This window comes from Prosthecobacter fluviatilis, from assembly GCF_042655725.1.
Classification (GTDB): domain Bacteria; phylum Verrucomicrobiota; class Verrucomicrobiia; order Verrucomicrobiales; family Verrucomicrobiaceae; genus Prosthecobacter; species Prosthecobacter fluviatilis.
In genome coordinates this window covers 85943-102230 of record NZ_JBHSMQ010000006.1, presented here as the reverse complement: position 1 = coordinate 102230, position 16288 = coordinate 85943, and the positions used below count along the sequence as shown (strand labels likewise).

Annotated in this window: 18 protein-coding genes; 6 read left to right on the top strand and 12 right to left on the bottom strand. The window is 59.7% G+C overall.

Features of this window, described 5'->3' with window-relative positions; translation table 11 throughout:
• Positions 1–6: 6 nt before the first annotated feature.
• Entirely contained in the window at positions 7–765 is a 759-nt protein-coding gene (locus ACFQDI_RS16645) for an SDR family oxidoreductase (RefSeq protein WP_377168793.1), read from the top strand.
• 12 nt (positions 766–777) lie between these two features.
• Positions 778–1167 (top strand): nuclear transport factor 2 family protein, encoded by a 390-nt coding sequence (locus ACFQDI_RS16640; RefSeq protein ID WP_377168791.1) that lies wholly within the window; start codon positions 778–780, stop codon positions 1165–1167.
• A gap of 3 nt (positions 1168–1170) precedes the next feature.
• On the opposite strand, the gene ACFQDI_RS16635 is transcribed toward ACFQDI_RS16640, so the two are convergent.
• The 8 genes from ACFQDI_RS16635 to ACFQDI_RS16600 form a co-directional block, all read right to left on the bottom strand.
• Positions 1171–2181: an ADP-ribosylglycohydrolase family protein gene (locus ACFQDI_RS16635; protein WP_377168789.1), complete on the bottom strand. Its 1011-nt coding sequence runs from the start codon at positions 2179–2181 to the stop codon at positions 1171–1173.
• Positions 2182–2233: 52 nt separating this feature from the next.
• Positions 2234–3160, bottom strand: a complete 927-nt coding sequence (locus tag ACFQDI_RS16630; RefSeq protein WP_377168787.1) for a hypothetical protein — start codon at positions 3158–3160, stop codon at positions 2234–2236.
• A 142-nt stretch (positions 3161–3302) separates the two neighbouring features.
• A complete protein-coding gene (locus tag ACFQDI_RS16625; RefSeq protein ID WP_377168785.1) occupies positions 3303–3809 on the bottom strand; it encodes an O-acetyl-ADP-ribose deacetylase in 507 nt (168 codons plus the stop codon).
• Positions 3806–4312, bottom strand: a complete 507-nt coding sequence (locus ACFQDI_RS16620; protein ID WP_377168783.1) for a macro domain-containing protein — start codon at positions 4310–4312, stop codon at positions 3806–3808. Before ACFQDI_RS16620 ends, ACFQDI_RS16625 begins: the two co-directional genes overlap by 4 nt.
• Positions 4309–4857 (bottom strand): RNA 2'-phosphotransferase, encoded by a 549-nt coding sequence (locus ACFQDI_RS16615; RefSeq protein WP_377168781.1) that lies wholly within the window; start codon positions 4855–4857, stop codon positions 4309–4311. The genes ACFQDI_RS16620 and ACFQDI_RS16615 overlap by 4 nt, the downstream gene beginning before the upstream one ends.
• Positions 4854–5780, bottom strand: a complete 927-nt coding sequence (locus tag ACFQDI_RS16610) for an ADP-ribosylglycohydrolase family protein (protein WP_377168779.1) — start codon at positions 5778–5780, stop codon at positions 4854–4856. The genes ACFQDI_RS16615 and ACFQDI_RS16610 overlap by 4 nt, the downstream gene beginning before the upstream one ends.
• The gene (locus ACFQDI_RS16605; protein ID WP_377168777.1) at positions 5777–6349 is read right to left on the bottom strand and encodes an NADAR family protein; all 573 of its coding nucleotides are present in this window, start codon (positions 6347–6349) and stop codon (positions 5777–5779) included. Before ACFQDI_RS16605 ends, ACFQDI_RS16610 begins: the two co-directional genes overlap by 4 nt.
• Entirely contained in the window at positions 6346–7041 is a 696-nt protein-coding gene (locus tag ACFQDI_RS16600; RefSeq protein WP_377168775.1) for an NUDIX hydrolase, read from the bottom strand. The genes ACFQDI_RS16605 and ACFQDI_RS16600 overlap by 4 nt, the downstream gene beginning before the upstream one ends.
• 487 nt (positions 7042–7528) lie before the next feature.
• Here ACFQDI_RS16600 and ACFQDI_RS16595 point away from each other — a divergent pair, with 487 nt between their 5' ends.
• The 4 genes from ACFQDI_RS16595 (at position 7529) to ACFQDI_RS16580 (ending at position 12413) form a co-directional block, all read left to right on the top strand.
• On the top strand, positions 7529–8554 hold the full coding sequence (locus ACFQDI_RS16595) for an aspartate-semialdehyde dehydrogenase (RefSeq protein WP_377168773.1): 1026 nt from the start codon (positions 7529–7531) through the stop codon (positions 8552–8554).
• A 351-nt stretch (positions 8555–8905) separates the two neighbouring features.
• Positions 8906–10585 carry a sensor histidine kinase gene (locus tag ACFQDI_RS16590; protein ID WP_377168771.1) on the top strand — a complete coding sequence of 560 codons (1680 nt, stop codon included), beginning with the start codon at positions 8906–8908 and terminating at the stop codon, positions 10583–10585.
• Positions 10582–11265, top strand: coding sequence for a response regulator transcription factor (locus ACFQDI_RS16585; protein WP_377168769.1), 684 nt, complete (start codon positions 10582–10584; stop codon positions 11263–11265). Before ACFQDI_RS16590 ends, ACFQDI_RS16585 begins: the two co-directional genes overlap by 4 nt.
• Positions 11266–11336: 71 nt before the next feature.
• Positions 11337–12413, top strand: coding sequence for a dipeptidase (locus ACFQDI_RS16580; RefSeq protein ID WP_377168767.1), 1077 nt, complete (start codon positions 11337–11339; stop codon positions 12411–12413).
• Positions 12414–12460: 47 nt separating this feature from the next.
• Here the strand turns inward: ACFQDI_RS16580 and rtcA are convergent, their stop codons facing one another.
• Genes rtcA through ACFQDI_RS16560 form a run of 4 tightly spaced genes read right to left on the bottom strand, consistent with a single transcriptional unit; the run spans position 12461 to position 16125 of the window.
• Positions 12461–13486 carry an RNA 3'-terminal phosphate cyclase gene (gene rtcA / locus ACFQDI_RS16575; RefSeq protein WP_377168765.1) on the bottom strand — a complete coding sequence of 342 codons (1026 nt, stop codon included), beginning with the start codon at positions 13484–13486 and terminating at the stop codon, positions 12461–12463.
• Entirely contained in the window at positions 13483–13872 is a 390-nt protein-coding gene (locus ACFQDI_RS16570; RefSeq protein ID WP_377168763.1) for a hypothetical protein, read from the bottom strand. The genes rtcA and ACFQDI_RS16570 overlap by 4 nt, the downstream gene beginning before the upstream one ends.
• A gap of 27 nt (positions 13873–13899) precedes the next feature.
• Positions 13900–15390 (bottom strand): RtcB family protein, encoded by a 1491-nt coding sequence (locus ACFQDI_RS16565; RefSeq protein ID WP_377168761.1) that lies wholly within the window; start codon positions 15388–15390, stop codon positions 13900–13902.
• A gap of 42 nt (positions 15391–15432) precedes the next feature.
• A complete protein-coding gene (locus ACFQDI_RS16560) occupies positions 15433–16125 on the bottom strand; it encodes a hypothetical protein (protein ID WP_377168759.1) in 693 nt (230 codons plus the stop codon).
• Positions 16126–16288 lie beyond the last annotated feature (163 nt).

Below are 16288 nucleotides of genomic sequence, written 5' to 3'. Positions count from 1 at the left end.
AACAATATGCAAACCTCATTCCAAAACAAAGTCGTCCTCATCACCGGTGCCACCAGCGGCATTGGCAAAACCAGCGCACTCGCCTTCGCCAAAGCCGGAGCCAAGGTCGTCGTCAGCGGCCGACGTGAAACCGAAGGCCAGGCCGTGGTGGCCGAAATCAAAGCTGCCGGAGGCGAGGCCACCTTTGTAAAAGCCGACGTGGCCGTGGAGGCCGATGTGGCCGCGCTCGTGACCAAAACCGTGGCGACGTATGGCCGCATCGACGTGGCATTCAACAATGCCGGCATCGAATCCACCGGTCCCATTCCGGACGTGACCGAGGCCGACTACCGCCGTGTTTTTGATGTCAATGTGTGGGGTGTCATTGCCTCCATGAAGCATGAAATCCCTGTGATGCTGAAGCAGGGCGGCGGCGTCATCATCAACACCAGCAGCGTGGCCGGACACATCGGCATGGGCGGGGTGAGCGTGTATGTGGCGAGCAAGCATGCCGTGGAGGGACTCACCAAATCCGCCGCGATGGAATATGCGAAGCAAGGCATCCGCGTGAACGCGGTGGCACCTGCTGCCATCGAGACCGAGATGTTTGACCGCTTCACCGGCGGCAACGAGGACGCGCTCAATTACATGCGCAATCTGCATCCTGTGGGTCGCGTGGGGCGGTCGGAGGAAATCGCCAATCCCGTGCTGTTCCTGGCCAGCGATGCTGCATCGTTCATCACCGGCATCTCGCTGAATGTTGACGGCGGCTTCCTGGCACAGTAACAGCCGCGCATCATGACCCCGCTCGAAACCGTCCGCGAAGTGTACCGCGCCATGCGCGCGGGGGATGACGCCGCCTTCACCGCGCTCTGCACCGACGATCTCGTCTGGCAGCAGAGTGCGGGGTTTCCCGGCGGCTCCACGTGGCACGGAGCCGCCGCTGTGATTGAAAATGTCTTCCGTGCCAATGCCAGGCGCTGGACCGGCTTCAGCTTTACCGAGGAGGAAATCTTTGGCACCAGCAGCCGAGTGGTGGTGCTGGGTCACTACAGCGGCACCGCTCCTGCCACAGGCAAGGCCATGAGAGCCGCTGTGGCCCATGTGTATGATCTGAGAGACGGCAAAATATGCCGCTTCCGCATGTTTGCGGACACCCAACCGATGTGGCAGGCGCTGACCGCCTAACCATCAATAAGGAGGGAGCATGCGGCGAAAGCCGTGCAGGATCACGACGGCGAGAAAAAACAGGTTTCTCAGCAGAACGGCGGGCCAGAAATAGCGTGGCGCATGATCGTTTCCCGAAGCCAGGGCGTCCGCCATGCGTCGGATGTAATCGAGCGAGCGGGGCCACTCCCATATTCCGTCGATCCAAGTGCGTTGGATGCCTGCCTCTCCTGTTTCAGTGCCACAGATGGCTCCCGTAATGGCCGCGACGGTGTCGGTGTCGCCGCCGCAGGCGATTACTGAACGCAGCGCTGAGCCGAAGTCTCCACGATGCCGCAGCCAGGCATAAAGAGCCACGGCAACGCTATTCGGCGCATAGCCGCTGACTCCGTGAATGCAGCCTATTCTTTCTGCGTATTCGCCGACGGACATGCCTTCCTTGAGGCAGTCCTTCAATACAGCGAACCTCATCCGCATCTCTTCGGTTTGTACCAGCGGCTCGAGCTCAGCTAGAATTGCCGCCTGTTCCATGCCTTTTGCAGCCAAAGCCGCCGCCTCCGCCACGATCAGTGCGGATTCCTCTGCATGAGGTCCGCGATGAGTCACACGACATAGAGCCAGCGCCATCTCGCGCCGTTTCTCTGCATTATCACCAAACACCACGCCAATCACAGCACTTCGCATTGCCGCACCGTTTCCAGCCGATTTGACACCTGCCCGAGAAGGAGGGAAACCCAGCCAAAGTCGTATCACCGCTCTGGCAGTACTGAGCCCCACGCCCGCCGGAAGAGCGAGAAACCACCAGCGCAGCTCCCACGCAAACGCGCGCTGCACCGCAGGCATGTCTCCACGGTGTTTGGCCAGCGCCGCCGCGACCATGAGCGTATGCTCTGTGTCATCACTGAACATGCCGCGCCCAAACACAAAGCGATGATCCTGGCCCAGTGCAAACTTGGCCACCCGCTTCCGCGACAGCCCCTCCGCAGGCAGGCCCAGCGCATCTCCGACTGCGGTGCCCAGCAGGCAGCCAAGCAAGGCATCTGTAGAATTCGGTTTCATGATTTGGATGATATTTGGCCGCACAAAGTCAATTCCCGTCGCTGTGTCCCCAGCGGAACTGCAGCGCCTCCACCTCGTCGATCACAGAGGAGGTGGCTGTTCGCACACCGTCGTCTGTGACCAGATTGATGAATGCCATGGCATCGCCAAATGGCGCGCGGCCATCTTCAGCACCATAGTGAAGAATGAGCCGGCCTATGCCTGCCATGTGAGCGGCGAGGATCTGCAGCAAGGCCATCAGCGTGCGGTTGCCGCCGAAGGCACCGCAGCCCCACCAACCGGTGTGGATTTCAACGTCACTCGCCAGCACTTGGTCGCGCTGCGATTCAAGCCGTGCGGCCACAAAGCCATTGTAAGCGGTCTGCAGAATGTCGGTGATCTGCCTGCGGGTGTAGGCACCGGTGCCGGTCGGCGAAGAGATTGCCAGTATGTTGGAGGGAACGGCTGGTTTAAGCACTGTCAGCGCGCTCATCACCTGCTCCGCCGAGGCTTTACGAAAGTCGTTCCCATACAGCGGGCTGAGATTTGTCACCGTACCGCCGACCAGAACTTCCAGCCAGGCGCGCAACCCGGACTTGGCAGATGCAGTCCTGCCAGTCAGATCGAGCACGCACTGTCGTGGCACCTGAGAGACCAGCACGGGCGTACTCACTCCATTAGCGCGGGTAAGTGCTGGCAGTTCTTCATGCAGCAACACCTCTCTGATGGATCCCAGCAGCGGATGCTCCAGCACCTGCCACTCATCCTGCGCCATCAGGGGTGATCCATACGCAGCGAAGAGACGCGGATCAGCAAAGTTCAGGTGCCATACACCTGCATTTGAGGTGCTGTAGGTGAAGAAACCAGGCTCAGCACTCACTGCACAGCACCCAAGCCTTATCTCTTCCGGCAGCAGCCCCATGCTCCAGCGCGTGAGACGAACGCGCCCCTGCGGATGCCTGCCTTCCTCAAGCACACGTTTGTAAACGGCTTGCTTGTGCGCATGCCGCCACACAGGCGGGAAATCTGCCGCCAGTTGCGCGGCATCCCATTCTTTTTCTAGAATCAGCGCAGGTTGGTTCATGGCAGGGGTATCAGTTCAATGGAAGCCTCCGCATTCATACGATCAGCGCCTGATAGCGCGCCAAATCCTCCCGTCCAAAGCAGCAGAAAATCACACTCTCGATGGAAGTGGGCGTAGCAAGGAAAGCACGCACGGTCTCCACGGCAATCTCCGCCGCCAGATCTGCTGGAAAGCAATACACTCCGGTGGAAATGCAGGGAAAAGCGATGCTCTTCAGCCCATTCGCCGCCGCCAGTTTCAGGGAGTTCTCATAGCATGCCCGCAGCAGCTCCGGCTCTTTGTTGCGTCCGCCATTCCAGATCGGACCAACGGTGTGAATGACATGCCGCGCCTTTAGCCGATAGCCCTTCGTCATCTTAGCCTCGCCTGTACGGCAACCGTTCAGCGTGCGGCATTCAGCGAGCAACTCAGAGCCAGCCGCGCGATGGATGGCACCATCCACCCCACCGCCTCCGAGGAGGGAGGAGTTGGCGGCGTTGACGATGGCATCCACGTCGAGCGTGGTAATGTCGGCTTGGATAGTTTTGAGAAGGGTATTCATGAGGGTTTAAGATCGTAAACAGTGACAGGAATGCCACGCTGACAAAGATGCGTGATCAGCAAAGGTTCGACGAACTCCCATCGGCCACCTGCGAGTCCACAGCCGATTCTTGGCATGTGCACACTGGCCTTGGTTTTCAGAGCGTGATCGCCCACTTTGGCCAGAGCCCGGTCTATGGCCTCATAACGGACTGGCGGACTTCCTCGCTTTTTGAGTCCACGGGAGATTCCGTGCTGCCCTATCATGTTGGCGACCCAAATGTCATTCGTGACTTGAACGAATTGAACTTCTCCCAAAGCAAATTTTGGCATATCAGCGGGAGCCTTGCTGAACCAGCGGCGATACTCCGACTCGGGCTGCTTCCAGCGCTTTGAGAGAGCGCAGACAAAGCCAGCACCCCATGCACCCACGTCATTGCAGACATGGGCGATCAAGGCAGGCCCTCCACCAATGGGCACAGTGGCGTCCCCCACGCAGTAGGTGATGGCGTTTGAGGGCGTCATGCAGGGAATTGAATAAACTCCACCGGCACATGCTCCACGAGCCAGACGCCGTTGGTGCTGCGGTAGAAGGTGTGTCCAGCAGTGCTCATGGCGGCGGCGCGGATGGTGAGGAGAGCAGGCTTTCCATGACGAGCGCCGACTTCCATCGTGATTCGTGTTTCTGCTGAGAGATGCACATGATGGCGCTCCATCTTGAGCAGCCCTTGTGCACGAATGAAATCCAGAAACCGAGTGGCCGTGCCGTGGTAGAGCACTTCGGGAGGAGGCATCGGCTCATAAGCCAGATCCACCTCGATGGAGTGCCCCTGGCTGGCGCGAATGCGTTTACCATCGGCACTGAACTCAAAGCGCTTCTTGGCGTTGGTGTCCACGATGTGCCGCAACTGATCGCGTGTAATGGGACGTCTTGCCCTGGCACAGCCACATAGCAGCTCCTCCACGTCTGTCCATCCGGCGGAATCGAGGGTCAGAAAGGCCGTTTCAGGCTGATGACGCAGCACCAGGCTGAGAAACTTGCTGGTGCGGGTGGTTTGTTCGGGGTTCATTGAAATTCTAAATTGAGTGGTTCGCGAGATGCCAGCCACTCGTCTGGGATTCCAGCGCGGCCTATGGAAAGGGCTACCAAGCTGCCGACGATGGCGCAGTTGGTGTCCATATCGCCATGGACTGACACTGCCGTCCACAAGGCTTCGGCATAGTCATCGGGATGACGGCATGCACACCACAGGCAGAAAGGCACAGTGTCAGAGGAGATCACCTGTGAGCCGTTGCCCAGTATCGACGCCGCGGTTTTGGGCGAAAGCTCCAATGGTAATGTCAGCGCCTTTTTGAGCCTCCAGTAAGTTTCTGTTTGGGGCATATTGGCCAGCACAAAACGAATCATCTCAAACTCTTGTGATTTTGAGGTTTCACGCTGCAAAACCATCCAGGCGGCTGCAAGCGCCACGGCTATTGCGCCAGTCTGACCATCCTCGTGTGCATGGGTAACCTGGGCTGATTTGCGGGCATGTTCGATCACTATCTGCAGATCATCCGCAAAGTAGGCACCTATGGGCGCGGCACGCATGGCACCACCGTTGCCGCAAGAGCCTTCACCATCAAAGACACGCCCTGCAGCCTCCTGCCACGCCACGCCTTGACCAATCGCCTGCAAGATACCACGAGCAGTGCCACCGTAGCCGCGATCCGGCTCTCTGGCATACTCCCTGGCAAACTCTTTTGCAAGCCAGTCAGGCTCTATTGCCCGATGCTTCTGCAAGCAACGCGTGACGGCGACTCCCATCACGGTGTCGTCTGTGTAGAACCACGGAGGCGGTGGAATGAAGCGTCCTTCCAGCCGTTGATCAGCCGTCGCAGCGGTGACAAAGAAAAAACTTTGTCCAAAAGCATCCCCCACGGACAAACCGTCGAGCGAAAGCAGCGCGCGCTGGAAGCGCTGGTCGTGATCTTGATGATTTTCAGAGCTCATCCGTTATTCTTGTTTAATTGTTGCCGCACTTCCATGAGGGCAAACCCCAGGAGGTTCAGGCCTTTCCAATGCTGAGGCTTTTCTGCATTGTCATCCGTGGCCAACATCCCGATGCCCCAAATGCGATCATATGGGCTGGCTTCGACGAGAACTCGATCGCCAGTCTGAAGCAGAAAAGTTTTCAGCTCCTCATGTTGGGCAAATTTTGCTCCGTTACCGCGCACGACAATATCCCACCGATGCTGCAACCACGCCCGGTCATCGAAATTGGCCACCTGCCGACCAAGCTTTTTGGCTATAGCAGGACTCTTGGCGGCGATGATTTTAGAGAGCGTGGCTTCATCATGGAAAAGCCGCGCTTTTTCAGCCATCATGTAGTGCTCGGCAGTAGCGTAACGTATACCGTCGACATCGAATGGATGCCCGGCCCACCACTGGCTGAAGCACGACTTCGTCACAGACCCGTCTTTCGATGGAGTATGTCCCCAGAAAAAAGCCCACTTGGGACGCCATCCCATCTGCATTGCCTGGCTGAGTTCGGTCTGTGTCCGCGGTAATGTCGTATTCATATCTCAAACAAAAATCCCTTCTTCTTCAGCTTCTCATACCGCACGGGATCGAAGCGGAAGAGCTGGGCGGGGCGGTGGGTGCCTTCGCGGTGGGTTTCTTTGAGGGGGACGAGGAGGTCGTGGCTGAGGACTTTTTTGCGGAAGTTGCGCTTGTCGAGCGGGGTGCCGAGGACGCTCTCGTAGAGGCGCTGGAGCTGGGTGAGAGTGAACTTGGGCGGGAGAAGCTCGAAGCCGATGGGCTCGTAGCGGAGCTTTCCGCGGAGGCGGGCGAGGGCGGTGGCGAAGATCTCGGCGTGGTCGAAGGCCAAGGGCGGGAGGTCTGACACGGGGAACCAGCGGGCCTCGGCGGCGTCGGTGGAGGCGGCGGTGGTGTGGTCGGCGGGTTTTGTCAGGGCGTAGTAGGCGACGCTGACGACGCGCTCGCGGGGGTCGCGGTCCACGGTGCCGAAGGTGTAGAGCTGCTCGAGGAAGACGGTGCTGAGGTTGGTCTCCTCCTCGAGCTCGCGGCGGGCGGCTTCGTCGAGGGTTTCCTCCACGCGAACGAAGCCGCCGGGGAGGGCCCAGTGGTCTTTGAAGGGGGCGAGGCCGCGGCGGATGAGGAGGACCTGCAGCGCAGCCCGCGTGCTGTCGAAGCCGAAGACGACGCAGTCCACAGTGAGCGCGGCGCGCGGGTATTCATAAGTGTATTTCACACACGAAGTAATGTTTTAATTTTACACTAAGTCAAGGATGGGATTTGTGGGGAAGAAGGATGACGTCCAGTTGCGCTGAGACTGGGCAGGCGGTTTGGGCGTTAGGAGGGCGGCAGGGTCGCTCGGGTCTCAGTTGCGGCGCAACTGAGCAACTTTGCTGGCGCGCGTCGAGAAGCCTGGGAGGAGGAGGAAGCTGAGAGAACGGGGAGAAAGCGGACGCTGAGGATGATGCGGCGCTTTGGGGGAGAGCGGGGCGGATGGGTCGAGGACCCATTCTTTGCTGAAGCTTCGAAGGGCAGGCAGAGTTCGAGTAAGAGGACAAGGACGAGGACGATGCGAGGCCCGGGAGGAGGAGTATGAGTAGGAGGAAGAGGAGGATTGGGGGAGCTGCGCCCCGGTGCCCCACGCGGTCCTTGCATCCATGCTGGGAGGGGGTAGTATCGCGGCCCCCTTGAACCAACCCCATCGTTAGAACCGTTAGAATACCATGAGCACCCTGAAGAATGTCGCCATCGTCGGAGCCACAGGCGCTGTGGGCGCGGAGATGATCCGCTGCCTGGAAGAGCGCAAGTTTCCCGTGGGCCAGCTGACCCTCCTCGCCTCCGCACGCAGCGCCGGGAAGAAGCTGAAATTCAAGGGTGAAGACATCACCATCCAGGAGCTGACGCCGGATTCCTTCAAAGGGATCGACATCGCGCTGTTCAGCGCGGGTGGTGGCATCTCGCGTGACTTTGCCCCGCATGCGGTGAAGGCCGGTGCGGTGGTGGTGGACAATTCCTCCTTCTTCCGCCAGGACCCGAACGTGCCACTGGTGGTGCCGGAGATCAACGCCGCCGACGTGAAGAACCACAAGGGCATCATCGCGAACCCGAACTGCACGACGGCCATCTCCCTGATGGCGCTGTATCCGCTGCACCAGGCCTTTGGCGTGAAGCGCATCTTTGCCTCCAGCTACCAGGCGGTGTCTGGCACGGGCGCGCAGGCCATCGAGGAACTGGCCAACCAGTCCCGCGAGTGGGCCTCCCAAAACCGCGCCTGGGATGCGGCGAAGCTGGACAGCAAGCCACATGTGTACCCGCACCAGATCGCCTTCAACGCGATCCCCCACGTGGATTCCTTCCTCGACTCCGGCTACACCAAGGAGGAGATGAAGATGGAGAACGAGGGGCGCAAGATCATGCACCACGACAAGTTCCGCGCGTCCGTGACCTGCGTGCGCATCCCGGTCTTCCGTGCGCACAGCATCGCCATCAGCGCGGAGTTTGAAAAACCGGTGACAGTGGAAGCTGCGCGTGAAGTGCTCAGCAAGGCCCCTGGCCTGGACGTGCTGGATGATCCGGCCGCGAAGCAGTACCCGCTGGCGCTGGACATCGCGGGCCGTGACAACTGCGCGGTGGGCCGTCTGCGCCTGGACTGCGCGCTGGACAACGGCCTGTGCTTCTGGGTGGTGGGCGACCAGCTCCTGAAAGGCGCTGCGCTGAATGCCGTGCAGATCGCGGAGTGCCTGCTTTAAGCAGCCGCAGGCTGACCAAGCCATAAAAAATCGCGAAGGCGGGCTCCTGAAGAGCCCGCCTTTTTGTCTTTCCTCCTCAAAACACCGCGGTCTTACAACTTCCTTACAACCTGCTCACAAGGTTCTGACTCATTTTCCTCTAGGTGTAGAATGCTGTAGTTAGATCTGAGGACTGCGGCGTGGGCCGAATCTTGTGATCCTACATTTCTACTGTGTGGGTTATCCTTCTGGCTGTTGGAGATACCTGAGAATCACCGAGGCGGACTCACAAGGTCCGCCTCGGTATTTTTATGGATTTTATAAAATTTAGATGACCGAATAAATCGCGGGGCTAAATTATACGCCTCGCGAATGCTTCAACGCCGCTCCACGATCTTGTTCATCATCCTGGTGATTTTGCCACTGGCCCTGCTGGCGTGGCTGGGAACGTACCTGATCCGTGATGCGGAAAAGCGCACCGACGCCTCCATGCAAGCCGTTCTTGCTGAGAGGCTTAGCGCGGCAGATCAGCACATTCTGCACGACATGCGGCAGCTGACCGACCGGCTGGATGCCTGGGGAGCGCAGAGCATTGGGTCAGCGCGCCTGATGTCTGAGCGGCTGGCCACGCACCCTTGGATCGCGCAAACCTGGGCTGTGGCCGGAGAGGGTGAAAAAGTGCCGCTGGAGTCCTTTGAGGGACGTGCAGGTTACCAGCCGGGGAAGATTTTCGATGCCAAGGAGCGCGTCCAGGCGATCTTGGAGTCCACGCGAAATCCTGACAGCATGCCGCAGTTTGTCTCCATGCTGGAGGATGGCGGACCGCCCTTTCAGCGCATCTACACCCCAGGCAAGCTCCCGGGCATTCAGCAGCGCTCCTCGCAGTGGATGACGTACATCAAGATGTTTGGCTACCACATTGACGACAGGCCGGTGCTGTCAGACGCCCCCATGTCCTGGAGCGGCTGGCATGTGGGAGACTGTGTCTTCATCTACTGGCACCGCTTTGCGGACGGCAGTCTGAGCTGCGCGCTGATGAACCCGCAGATGCTGATGCACTCTTTTTTTCAGCGGCTGCCGCAGCCGGGGCTGGCCATCCCGCCCGGGCGGATGATGCTGACCACGGTCAAAGGCATACCCCTGCATGAATGGGGGAAGAGGCTGCCGGGCTCTGAACGCCCTCCGGCTGCGCACCGTGCGTGCTCGGAGCCGCTGTCCCAGTGGGAAATGGCCTACACGCCGGCGAATGAGGAATTTCCAAAGCCCTACTTGTTTCCGATCCTGCTGGGGGTGAGCTCCGGCATCGTGCTGGTGTTTGTGGTGGGGTGGCTGTACTTCCACGAGAGTGCCAGCGAGATCCGCGTGGCGCAGCAGCGTGTGACCTTCGTGAACCAGATCTCGCATGAGCTGAAGACCCCTCTGACAAACATACGCCTGTATGCGGAGATGGCGGCGCATCGTGCGGAATCTCAGGGCGACAGCATCGCCAAACGCCAGCTGGGGGTGGTGGAGGCCGAGACCTGCCGCCTGGACCGCCTGATCCAGAACGTGCTGAACTATGCCAGGCAGCAGCGCGACAAGCTGACCATCCAGCCCAAGGAACTGGCGCTGGATCAAACCGTGTCGCGCATTGTGGAGTTCTGGAAGCCGCTGCTGGAGAACAAGGGATTTGAGATCGTGACCTCGCTGCAGGGCCCCGAGACTGTGATGGCGGACCCCGATGCCATCGAGCAGATCCTCGGCAACCTCATTTCCAATGTGGATAAATACGCCAATGCGGGCAAGTGGATCGCCATCCGCACAGAGCACGATGAGCGCAACACGCGCATCATCGTGGAGGATCGCGGGCCAGGCATTCCCACCGGCAAACGCCGCACCGTCTTCGAGCCCTTTGAACGCCTGCGCTCAGACCTGGCCGAAGGTGTGAGCGGCACCGGCATCGGATTGACCATCTCGCGCGAACTGGCACAATTGCACGGCGGCTCCCTCACCGTGTGCCCCAACTACCGCGAAGGCGCACGATTCATTCTCTCAATCCCGAACAAACCATGACCAAAATACTCATCGCCGAAGACGACGACCACACGCGTGATGCGCTGCGCGAAGTGCTCACCATGGAAGGCTACGAAGTCATTCCCGCCAGCGACGGACTGCAGGCGGTGGATTTTTTCCGAGCTGAAAACCCCGACTTCGTCTGCCTGGATGTGATGATGCCCGGCCTGAACGGCTACGAAGTGTGCAAGCAGATCCGTCGCCAGGACGAAAAGGTGCCCATCCTCTTTCTCACCGCGAAGGCGGAGGAGATCGACACGGTGCTGGGCCTGGAACTGGGGGCGGACGACTACATGACCAAGCCCTTTGGCGTGAAGGAGATCATCGCGCGCATCCGCGCCATCCTGCGCCGCACCGCCTCCCGTGGCGGTGGCAGGACGGATGACGACTTCATGATGGATGACCTGCGTGTGGTGCCCACAGAGCTGCGCGCCTACCGTGAAAAGGCGGAGATAGCACTGAGCCCGCGAGATGTGAAGGTGCTGCGCCTGCTCTACGAGCGCCGGGGCAAGGTGATCGACCGCAACACCCTGGCCGACGAGGTCTGGGGCGTGGATTATTTTCCCGAAAGCCGCGCACTGGACCAGCACATCTCCCAGCTGCGCAAGCGCATCGAAAAAGACCCGGCGCAGCCACGCATCATCCGCACGGTGCATGGAGCGGGATATCGGTTTGAATGAGGTGTGGAGCATTGTGCGTAGAATGACGCTCGCTTCCGTCATTCAGCTCCCCACATTCGTCATTCATTCTCATGCTCACCTTCGACGCCCACCTCGACCTCAGTCTCAACGCCCTCGGCGGATTCAATCGCGACCTGCGCCTGCCCGCGCATGAGATTCGTCGGCGTGAGGCGGGCATGACGGGCAAAGGGCGCGCAGGAGGCACCACTACGTTTCCCGACATGCGGCGTGGCAAGGTAGGCCTGTGTGTGGCCACGCAGCTGGCAGGCTGCATGCCTGGGCCGTCTCCCATCGCCGGATGGATGTCTCCGGAGCAGGCCTGGGCGGAGACGCAGGGCCAGCTCTCCTGGTACCGCGCCATGGAGGAGGCCGGTGAGATGCGGCAGATCACCAATCTCAAAGAGCTGGATGGAATGCTGGCTCTCTGGAACGACACCTCGATTCCCGACGACAAAAAAGCCATCGGCTACATTCTCAGCCTGGAAGGCGCGGACTCCATCCGCACTGTTGGCCATCTGGAGAAGGCGTGGGAGCAGGGGCTGCGCGCCATGGGTCCTGCACACTACGGCGTGTGCCGCTATGCCCTGGGCCATGACAAGGTGGGCCCGCTGCCGCAGGGAGGCAAAGAGCTGATCCAGGAGATGGACCGCCTGGGCATGATCCTGGACGTGACGCACCTGAGCGATGACTGCTTCTGGCAGGCGCTGGAGATCCACCAGGGCACCGTGTGGGCCAGCCATAGCAACTGCCGTGCGCTGGTGCCTGATCCGCGCCAGTTTTCTGATGAACAGCTCAAGGCGCTGATCCAGCGCGGCGGTGTGGTGGGTGCGGCGCTGGATGCGTGGATGATGGTGCCCGGCTGGGTCCGTGGAAAGACCACTCCGCAGGAGATGGGACTGAAGCTCGAAGTGATCTGCGACCACATCGACCACGTGTGCCAGCTGGCGGGCAATGCTTTGCACAGCGGCATCGGCACGGATCTGGACGGCGGCTACGGCATCGAACAAACGCCGGAGGATCTGGACACCATCGCCGATCTGGCGCGCATCCCAGACATGCTGAGGAAGCGTGGCTACAAGGAGGAAGACATCGCCAACATCATGCACGGCAATTACCTGCGCCTGCTGCGTGAGGCGTGGGCGGAGTGATGGAGGGACGAACTTGGAAGTTCGTCCCTCCATCCTCGCGCGGTGCCTTAGCGGCAGCTGATGCTTTTCACCCCTGGGGCAGGCTCCTCCACGGCAAACTTCACGGGCAGGAACTGCTCGATGAGGGCCATGTTGGTCTGTGTATGATTGCTGATGGCGAGGGTATGGAAGACACCGCCGCCAGCCAGGGCCATGGGCAGCAGGAGCTGGTCTGCAAGATGCACTCCGACGGGAGCCTCAGAGGCGAGGTAGGAGAGCAGACCCTTCGCCGCACCTGTGGCCACGGCTTCTGCCGACCTGCCCTGCTGCGCGATGCCGCTGCTGATCTCGCACACGTTCTCAAAGCGTGCGCCCAGCAGGATGGCGTTGCCGGGGCCGGTGCTGTCATTGGCGTAGCGCAGATCGATCTGACCCACCGGCCACTCGAGCAGTTGGGTGGCAGTGGCGATTTCGCGCTCGGCGATGTCCCGATGCAGGTGGGCATGCAGCACGCAGCCGAATGCTTCGTGCAGCGCACCGCGCTCGATGAGTTTGAGCTTCTTCCATTTCTTGATGGGCCGGATTTCTACGGAGATGACTCCGCCGCCTGCCTGCATAAAGCCGGCGCGCTCCAGCTTCACCTCGGTCTTTGCACCGAGGCTCTGAATCACCGGCATGTAGCAGTGCTCGATGAAATCGAACGGCGGAGCCATGGGGTTGTGCGTGCCGCCTTCGATGCGCAGTGTGCTTGCGGCTTCCGCATGCAGCAGCGCGGGCAGCAGAGTCTGCAAAACGAGGGTGGTGCTGCCACCTGAGCCGATGGCAAATGAATAGTTTCCACCCATGACTTGGCCGGGACGGAACACAAGCTCCACCGAGCCGAGCTCTGCACCATCGACGCAGGCATCGCAAACTTTCGCCGCCGCCTTCACGCAGGTGAGATGCTGACGCATGAGGCCCGGCTTGGGCCGCTTGCCACGGATGTTGGTCATGCGGAAGGGACGGCCGGTGATCATCGCCAGAGACAGTGATGAACGCAGAAGCTGCCCGCCGCCGGAGTCGCCGGAGATTTGGAGGATGGGGATGGATTTCATGTTTGTTTGGCAAGCGTCAATGAGCCTGACGTGGCTGTGACCTCGGCTGGACCGCGTCCGAAGCGCAGAATGAGAGATTTCAACTGCCAGATCCCGAGTAAAAAAATCAAGAACCCGATGGCTATGAGAATCAAACAACCCGCTCCCGCCAATTTCGATTGGAAAGATTGAGGTTCGGGTTTGCGGAGTGCATCGACACGACGCACTCCGCTGAATTCCACACACTCGGCAGCAATGGGAGCTTTTCCCTCAGTAATCGCAATATCAATGGCATCGCGAAGGGCCATCAGACCGCTCCGATCACCAGAGAGAATCATCCCTCCAGAATCGTGATCCTCATCGACCTCAACCCATGTTGAAATGGGCTCTGTTTTTTGACTGCTCACAAATTGTTTAGATAACCGCTCATGTTTTCAATCATCCGCCTCCGCCGCATCCTTGATGACGAAACGGGCTTTGAGTTTGCACACCTGCTGGGCCAGACCGGCGGACTCGACGCTGCGGAGGACTTCTTTGAAATCCTTGTAAGCGTTGGGAGCTTCGTCGATCGGGTACTGGCGGGAGTTGAAAAGGATGTCGTGGGTGTCGAAGTCGGCGTCCACGGCCTTCTGGTCGAGGGTGCGTGCAGCGGCCTTGCGGCCCATGCAGCGGCCGGCGCCGTGGTTCACACTGTAGCAGCTTTTCACGGCATCGGGCTTGGCCACCATCACCACGGAGCCATCGCGCGGATTTCCGGGCAGCAGGATCGGGTGGCCGGTCTCGGCAAACGGTGTGTCCTTCAGCGCGTGGTGACCGCCTGGAAAGGCACGTGTGGCACCTTTGCGGTGCACCCAGGAGAGCTGGTTATTCACCACCTCCTGACGTGCGATGTTGTGGCTGATGAAGTACACGAGCTGGCCTTTCGCCCCTGGCAGCACTTCCTGGAAGGCTTCAAGAACGAGGGCATTGATGAGCATGTGGTTCACGGTGGCGAAGTTGGCCCCGAGCGCCATGTCATCGAGATAGGCGTCCGCTTCGGGTGTACCGAGCGGTGCATAGACGAGCTGCTTGTCCTCAGCCGGGAACGACATTCCCCAGGTGCGGAAGAAACCCTCCAGCGCCTTGAACTGGCGCTGCGCCAGGATGTTCCCGAAACCACGAGAACCGCAGTGGCTGAGGAAGGCGACACGATTATCCTGCAGGCCGAAGACTTCGGCGGTACGGCGCATGGCAGGATCATCGGCAAGCTGCACCACCTCGCACTCACCAAAGTGGTTTCCACCCCCGTAGGAGCCGAGCTGGGTCATCTTGTTCTCAAAGCCTGGGAAGCCGTTGAAGGCGCGCATTTTGTCCAGCCGCTCGTGCAGGGTGGAGATATTTCCATCGTGGCCGACGTGCGCGCTGTCCTCGCAGCGCAGCGCCCACTCCGGCGGGATGCCGAGTGCTTCGCACACGCTTTTGCTGGCGCCCTCAGTGCACACCTGCACACCGAGATCCGCGGACACACGACGGGATTTTTTCGCCTCGCGCTGACCACGGCCTGCGCCCGTAGGCGTGCGGGCTACGATGGCTTCGATGAGCCGGCGGCGGATCGTTTTGTCCACGATCTCCTCGGCAGGAATGTCCATCTGGAGGAGCGACATGGAGCACTTGATGTCCACGCCCACCGGGCCTGGATAGATGTGCGTTGGCGAAACCATCACACAACCCACCGGCGCACCGTAACCGGCATGTGCATCGGGGTTGAGCACGAGATCGGTCACGCCCGGAGCGGAGCGCGAGTTGAGAGCCTGGTCGATGCAGGTCTGGTCAAAGCCGGAACGAATGGCTTCGGTACCGATCACGGTGATCGGTTTACCGGCGTTGTTACGCGCAGGCAGGAAGGCTTCGGCTTCGGCGGTGATGTGGAATGGGGAGTCTGGCATAATGGTGTTTTGAAAAAAGAAAGAGGTGATGAATAAGTTGGATTATAAACTGATGTGACTTTGAATGACTCCGAGCAGCTTCTGCTCGGCTTCTAAAATGTGACGTGACTGAAGTTTGAACCGGCGAATGGGAGAACCGGAACGAGTCCAGGCAAAATCACGCCATAGTGCAAGAACGGCAGGGCCGTCTGAAATACCCTGTAGGCGATTCAACAATGCCTCGCCGTACGCCGAGAGGGAGGCTTGAAACCGCAAAGCCTCATCGCAGAGGCTTTTTCTGATTTGCAGTTCGAAGGATGGCAGACCTTCCTCGCGTGCGAGCATCTCCATTCGGCGCACCCGCAGCCTGCCAGCACGCTCCTTGTCTGCACGAGTGAGAGATTTAGGCTTCAAATGTTGTGCACGAACCAGACGCACGCAATAGGAGCAAAAGCAGTCGCAATCGCTGACATAACGGTCTTTGGGGCGGGCTTCGATGTCAAAAGAGGTCTCCAAGTAAGTTCCGAAAAAGTTCGCAAACGGCGTCATCTCATCTGCCAGTGGACGGCATTCATCCGGGAGATTGTAGAAATGTGCTTCCACCCAAATTCTGGCAGCATGGCCTGCGTCCGTCACATCATGAGCCTTCATGACGGGAACAAACCCCTCACGAATGGCATTGCCGAGCCACTGCAAAAGCTTGAAGCAGCGGTTTTGGATGGAGAGCGCGAATTCAATGTCCGTTTTGGAAAGCATGGCTTGGCGTTGGTTGTGTGCGTATGCCAGCCTCTATTGCTAGCCACGTGCCAAGTGCCTGAGGCTGGGGGAGCGAGTGAGGCTGGAAGCCTTGAAAAACAAGGGAAAGAAAAGTTTTCAGCCCTTTTTCAAGACCACTTCAGCTCTTGCGCTTTGTTACAGT

Bases quoted from the DNA above. Each gene is read 5' to 3' on its own strand.
- ACFQDI_RS16595 (WP_377168773.1), top strand. From the start codon at position 7,529: ATGAGCACCCTGAAGAATGTCGCCATCGTCGGAGCCACAGGCGCTGTG.
- ACFQDI_RS16615 (WP_377168781.1), bottom strand. From the start codon at position 4,857: ATGAACCCCGAACAAACCACCCGCACCAGCAAGTTTCTCAGCCTGGTG.
- ACFQDI_RS16590 (WP_377168771.1), top strand. From the start codon at position 8,906: ATGCTTCAACGCCGCTCCACGATCTTGTTCATCATCCTGGTGATTTTG.
- ACFQDI_RS16610 (WP_377168779.1), bottom strand. From the start codon at position 5,780: ATGAGCTCTGAAAATCATCAAGATCACGACCAGCGCTTCCAGCGCGCG.
- ACFQDI_RS16620 (WP_377168783.1), bottom strand. From the start codon at position 4,312: ATGACGCCCTCAAACGCCATCACCTACTGCGTGGGGGACGCCACTGTG.
- ACFQDI_RS16625 (WP_377168785.1), bottom strand. From the start codon at position 3,809: ATGAATACCCTTCTCAAAACTATCCAAGCCGACATTACCACGCTCGAC.
- ACFQDI_RS16645 (WP_377168793.1), top strand. From the start codon at position 7: ATGCAAACCTCATTCCAAAACAAAGTCGTCCTCATCACCGGTGCCACC.
- ACFQDI_RS16640 (WP_377168791.1), top strand. From the start codon at position 778: ATGACCCCGCTCGAAACCGTCCGCGAAGTGTACCGCGCCATGCGCGCG.
- rtcA (WP_377168765.1), bottom strand. From the start codon at position 13,486: ATGAAATCCATCCCCATCCTCCAAATCTCCGGCGACTCCGGCGGCGGG.
- ACFQDI_RS16605 (WP_377168777.1), bottom strand. From the start codon at position 6,349: ATGAATACGACATTACCGCGGACACAGACCGAACTCAGCCAGGCAATG.
- ACFQDI_RS16560 (WP_377168759.1), bottom strand. From the start codon at position 16,125: ATGCTTTCCAAAACGGACATTGAATTCGCGCTCTCCATCCAAAACCGC.
- ACFQDI_RS16585 (WP_377168769.1), top strand. From the start codon at position 10,582: ATGACCAAAATACTCATCGCCGAAGACGACGACCACACGCGTGATGCG.
- ACFQDI_RS16565 (WP_377168761.1), bottom strand. From the start codon at position 15,390: ATGCCAGACTCCCCATTCCACATCACCGCCGAAGCCGAAGCCTTCCTG.
- ACFQDI_RS16580 (WP_377168767.1), top strand. From the start codon at position 11,337: ATGCTCACCTTCGACGCCCACCTCGACCTCAGTCTCAACGCCCTCGGC.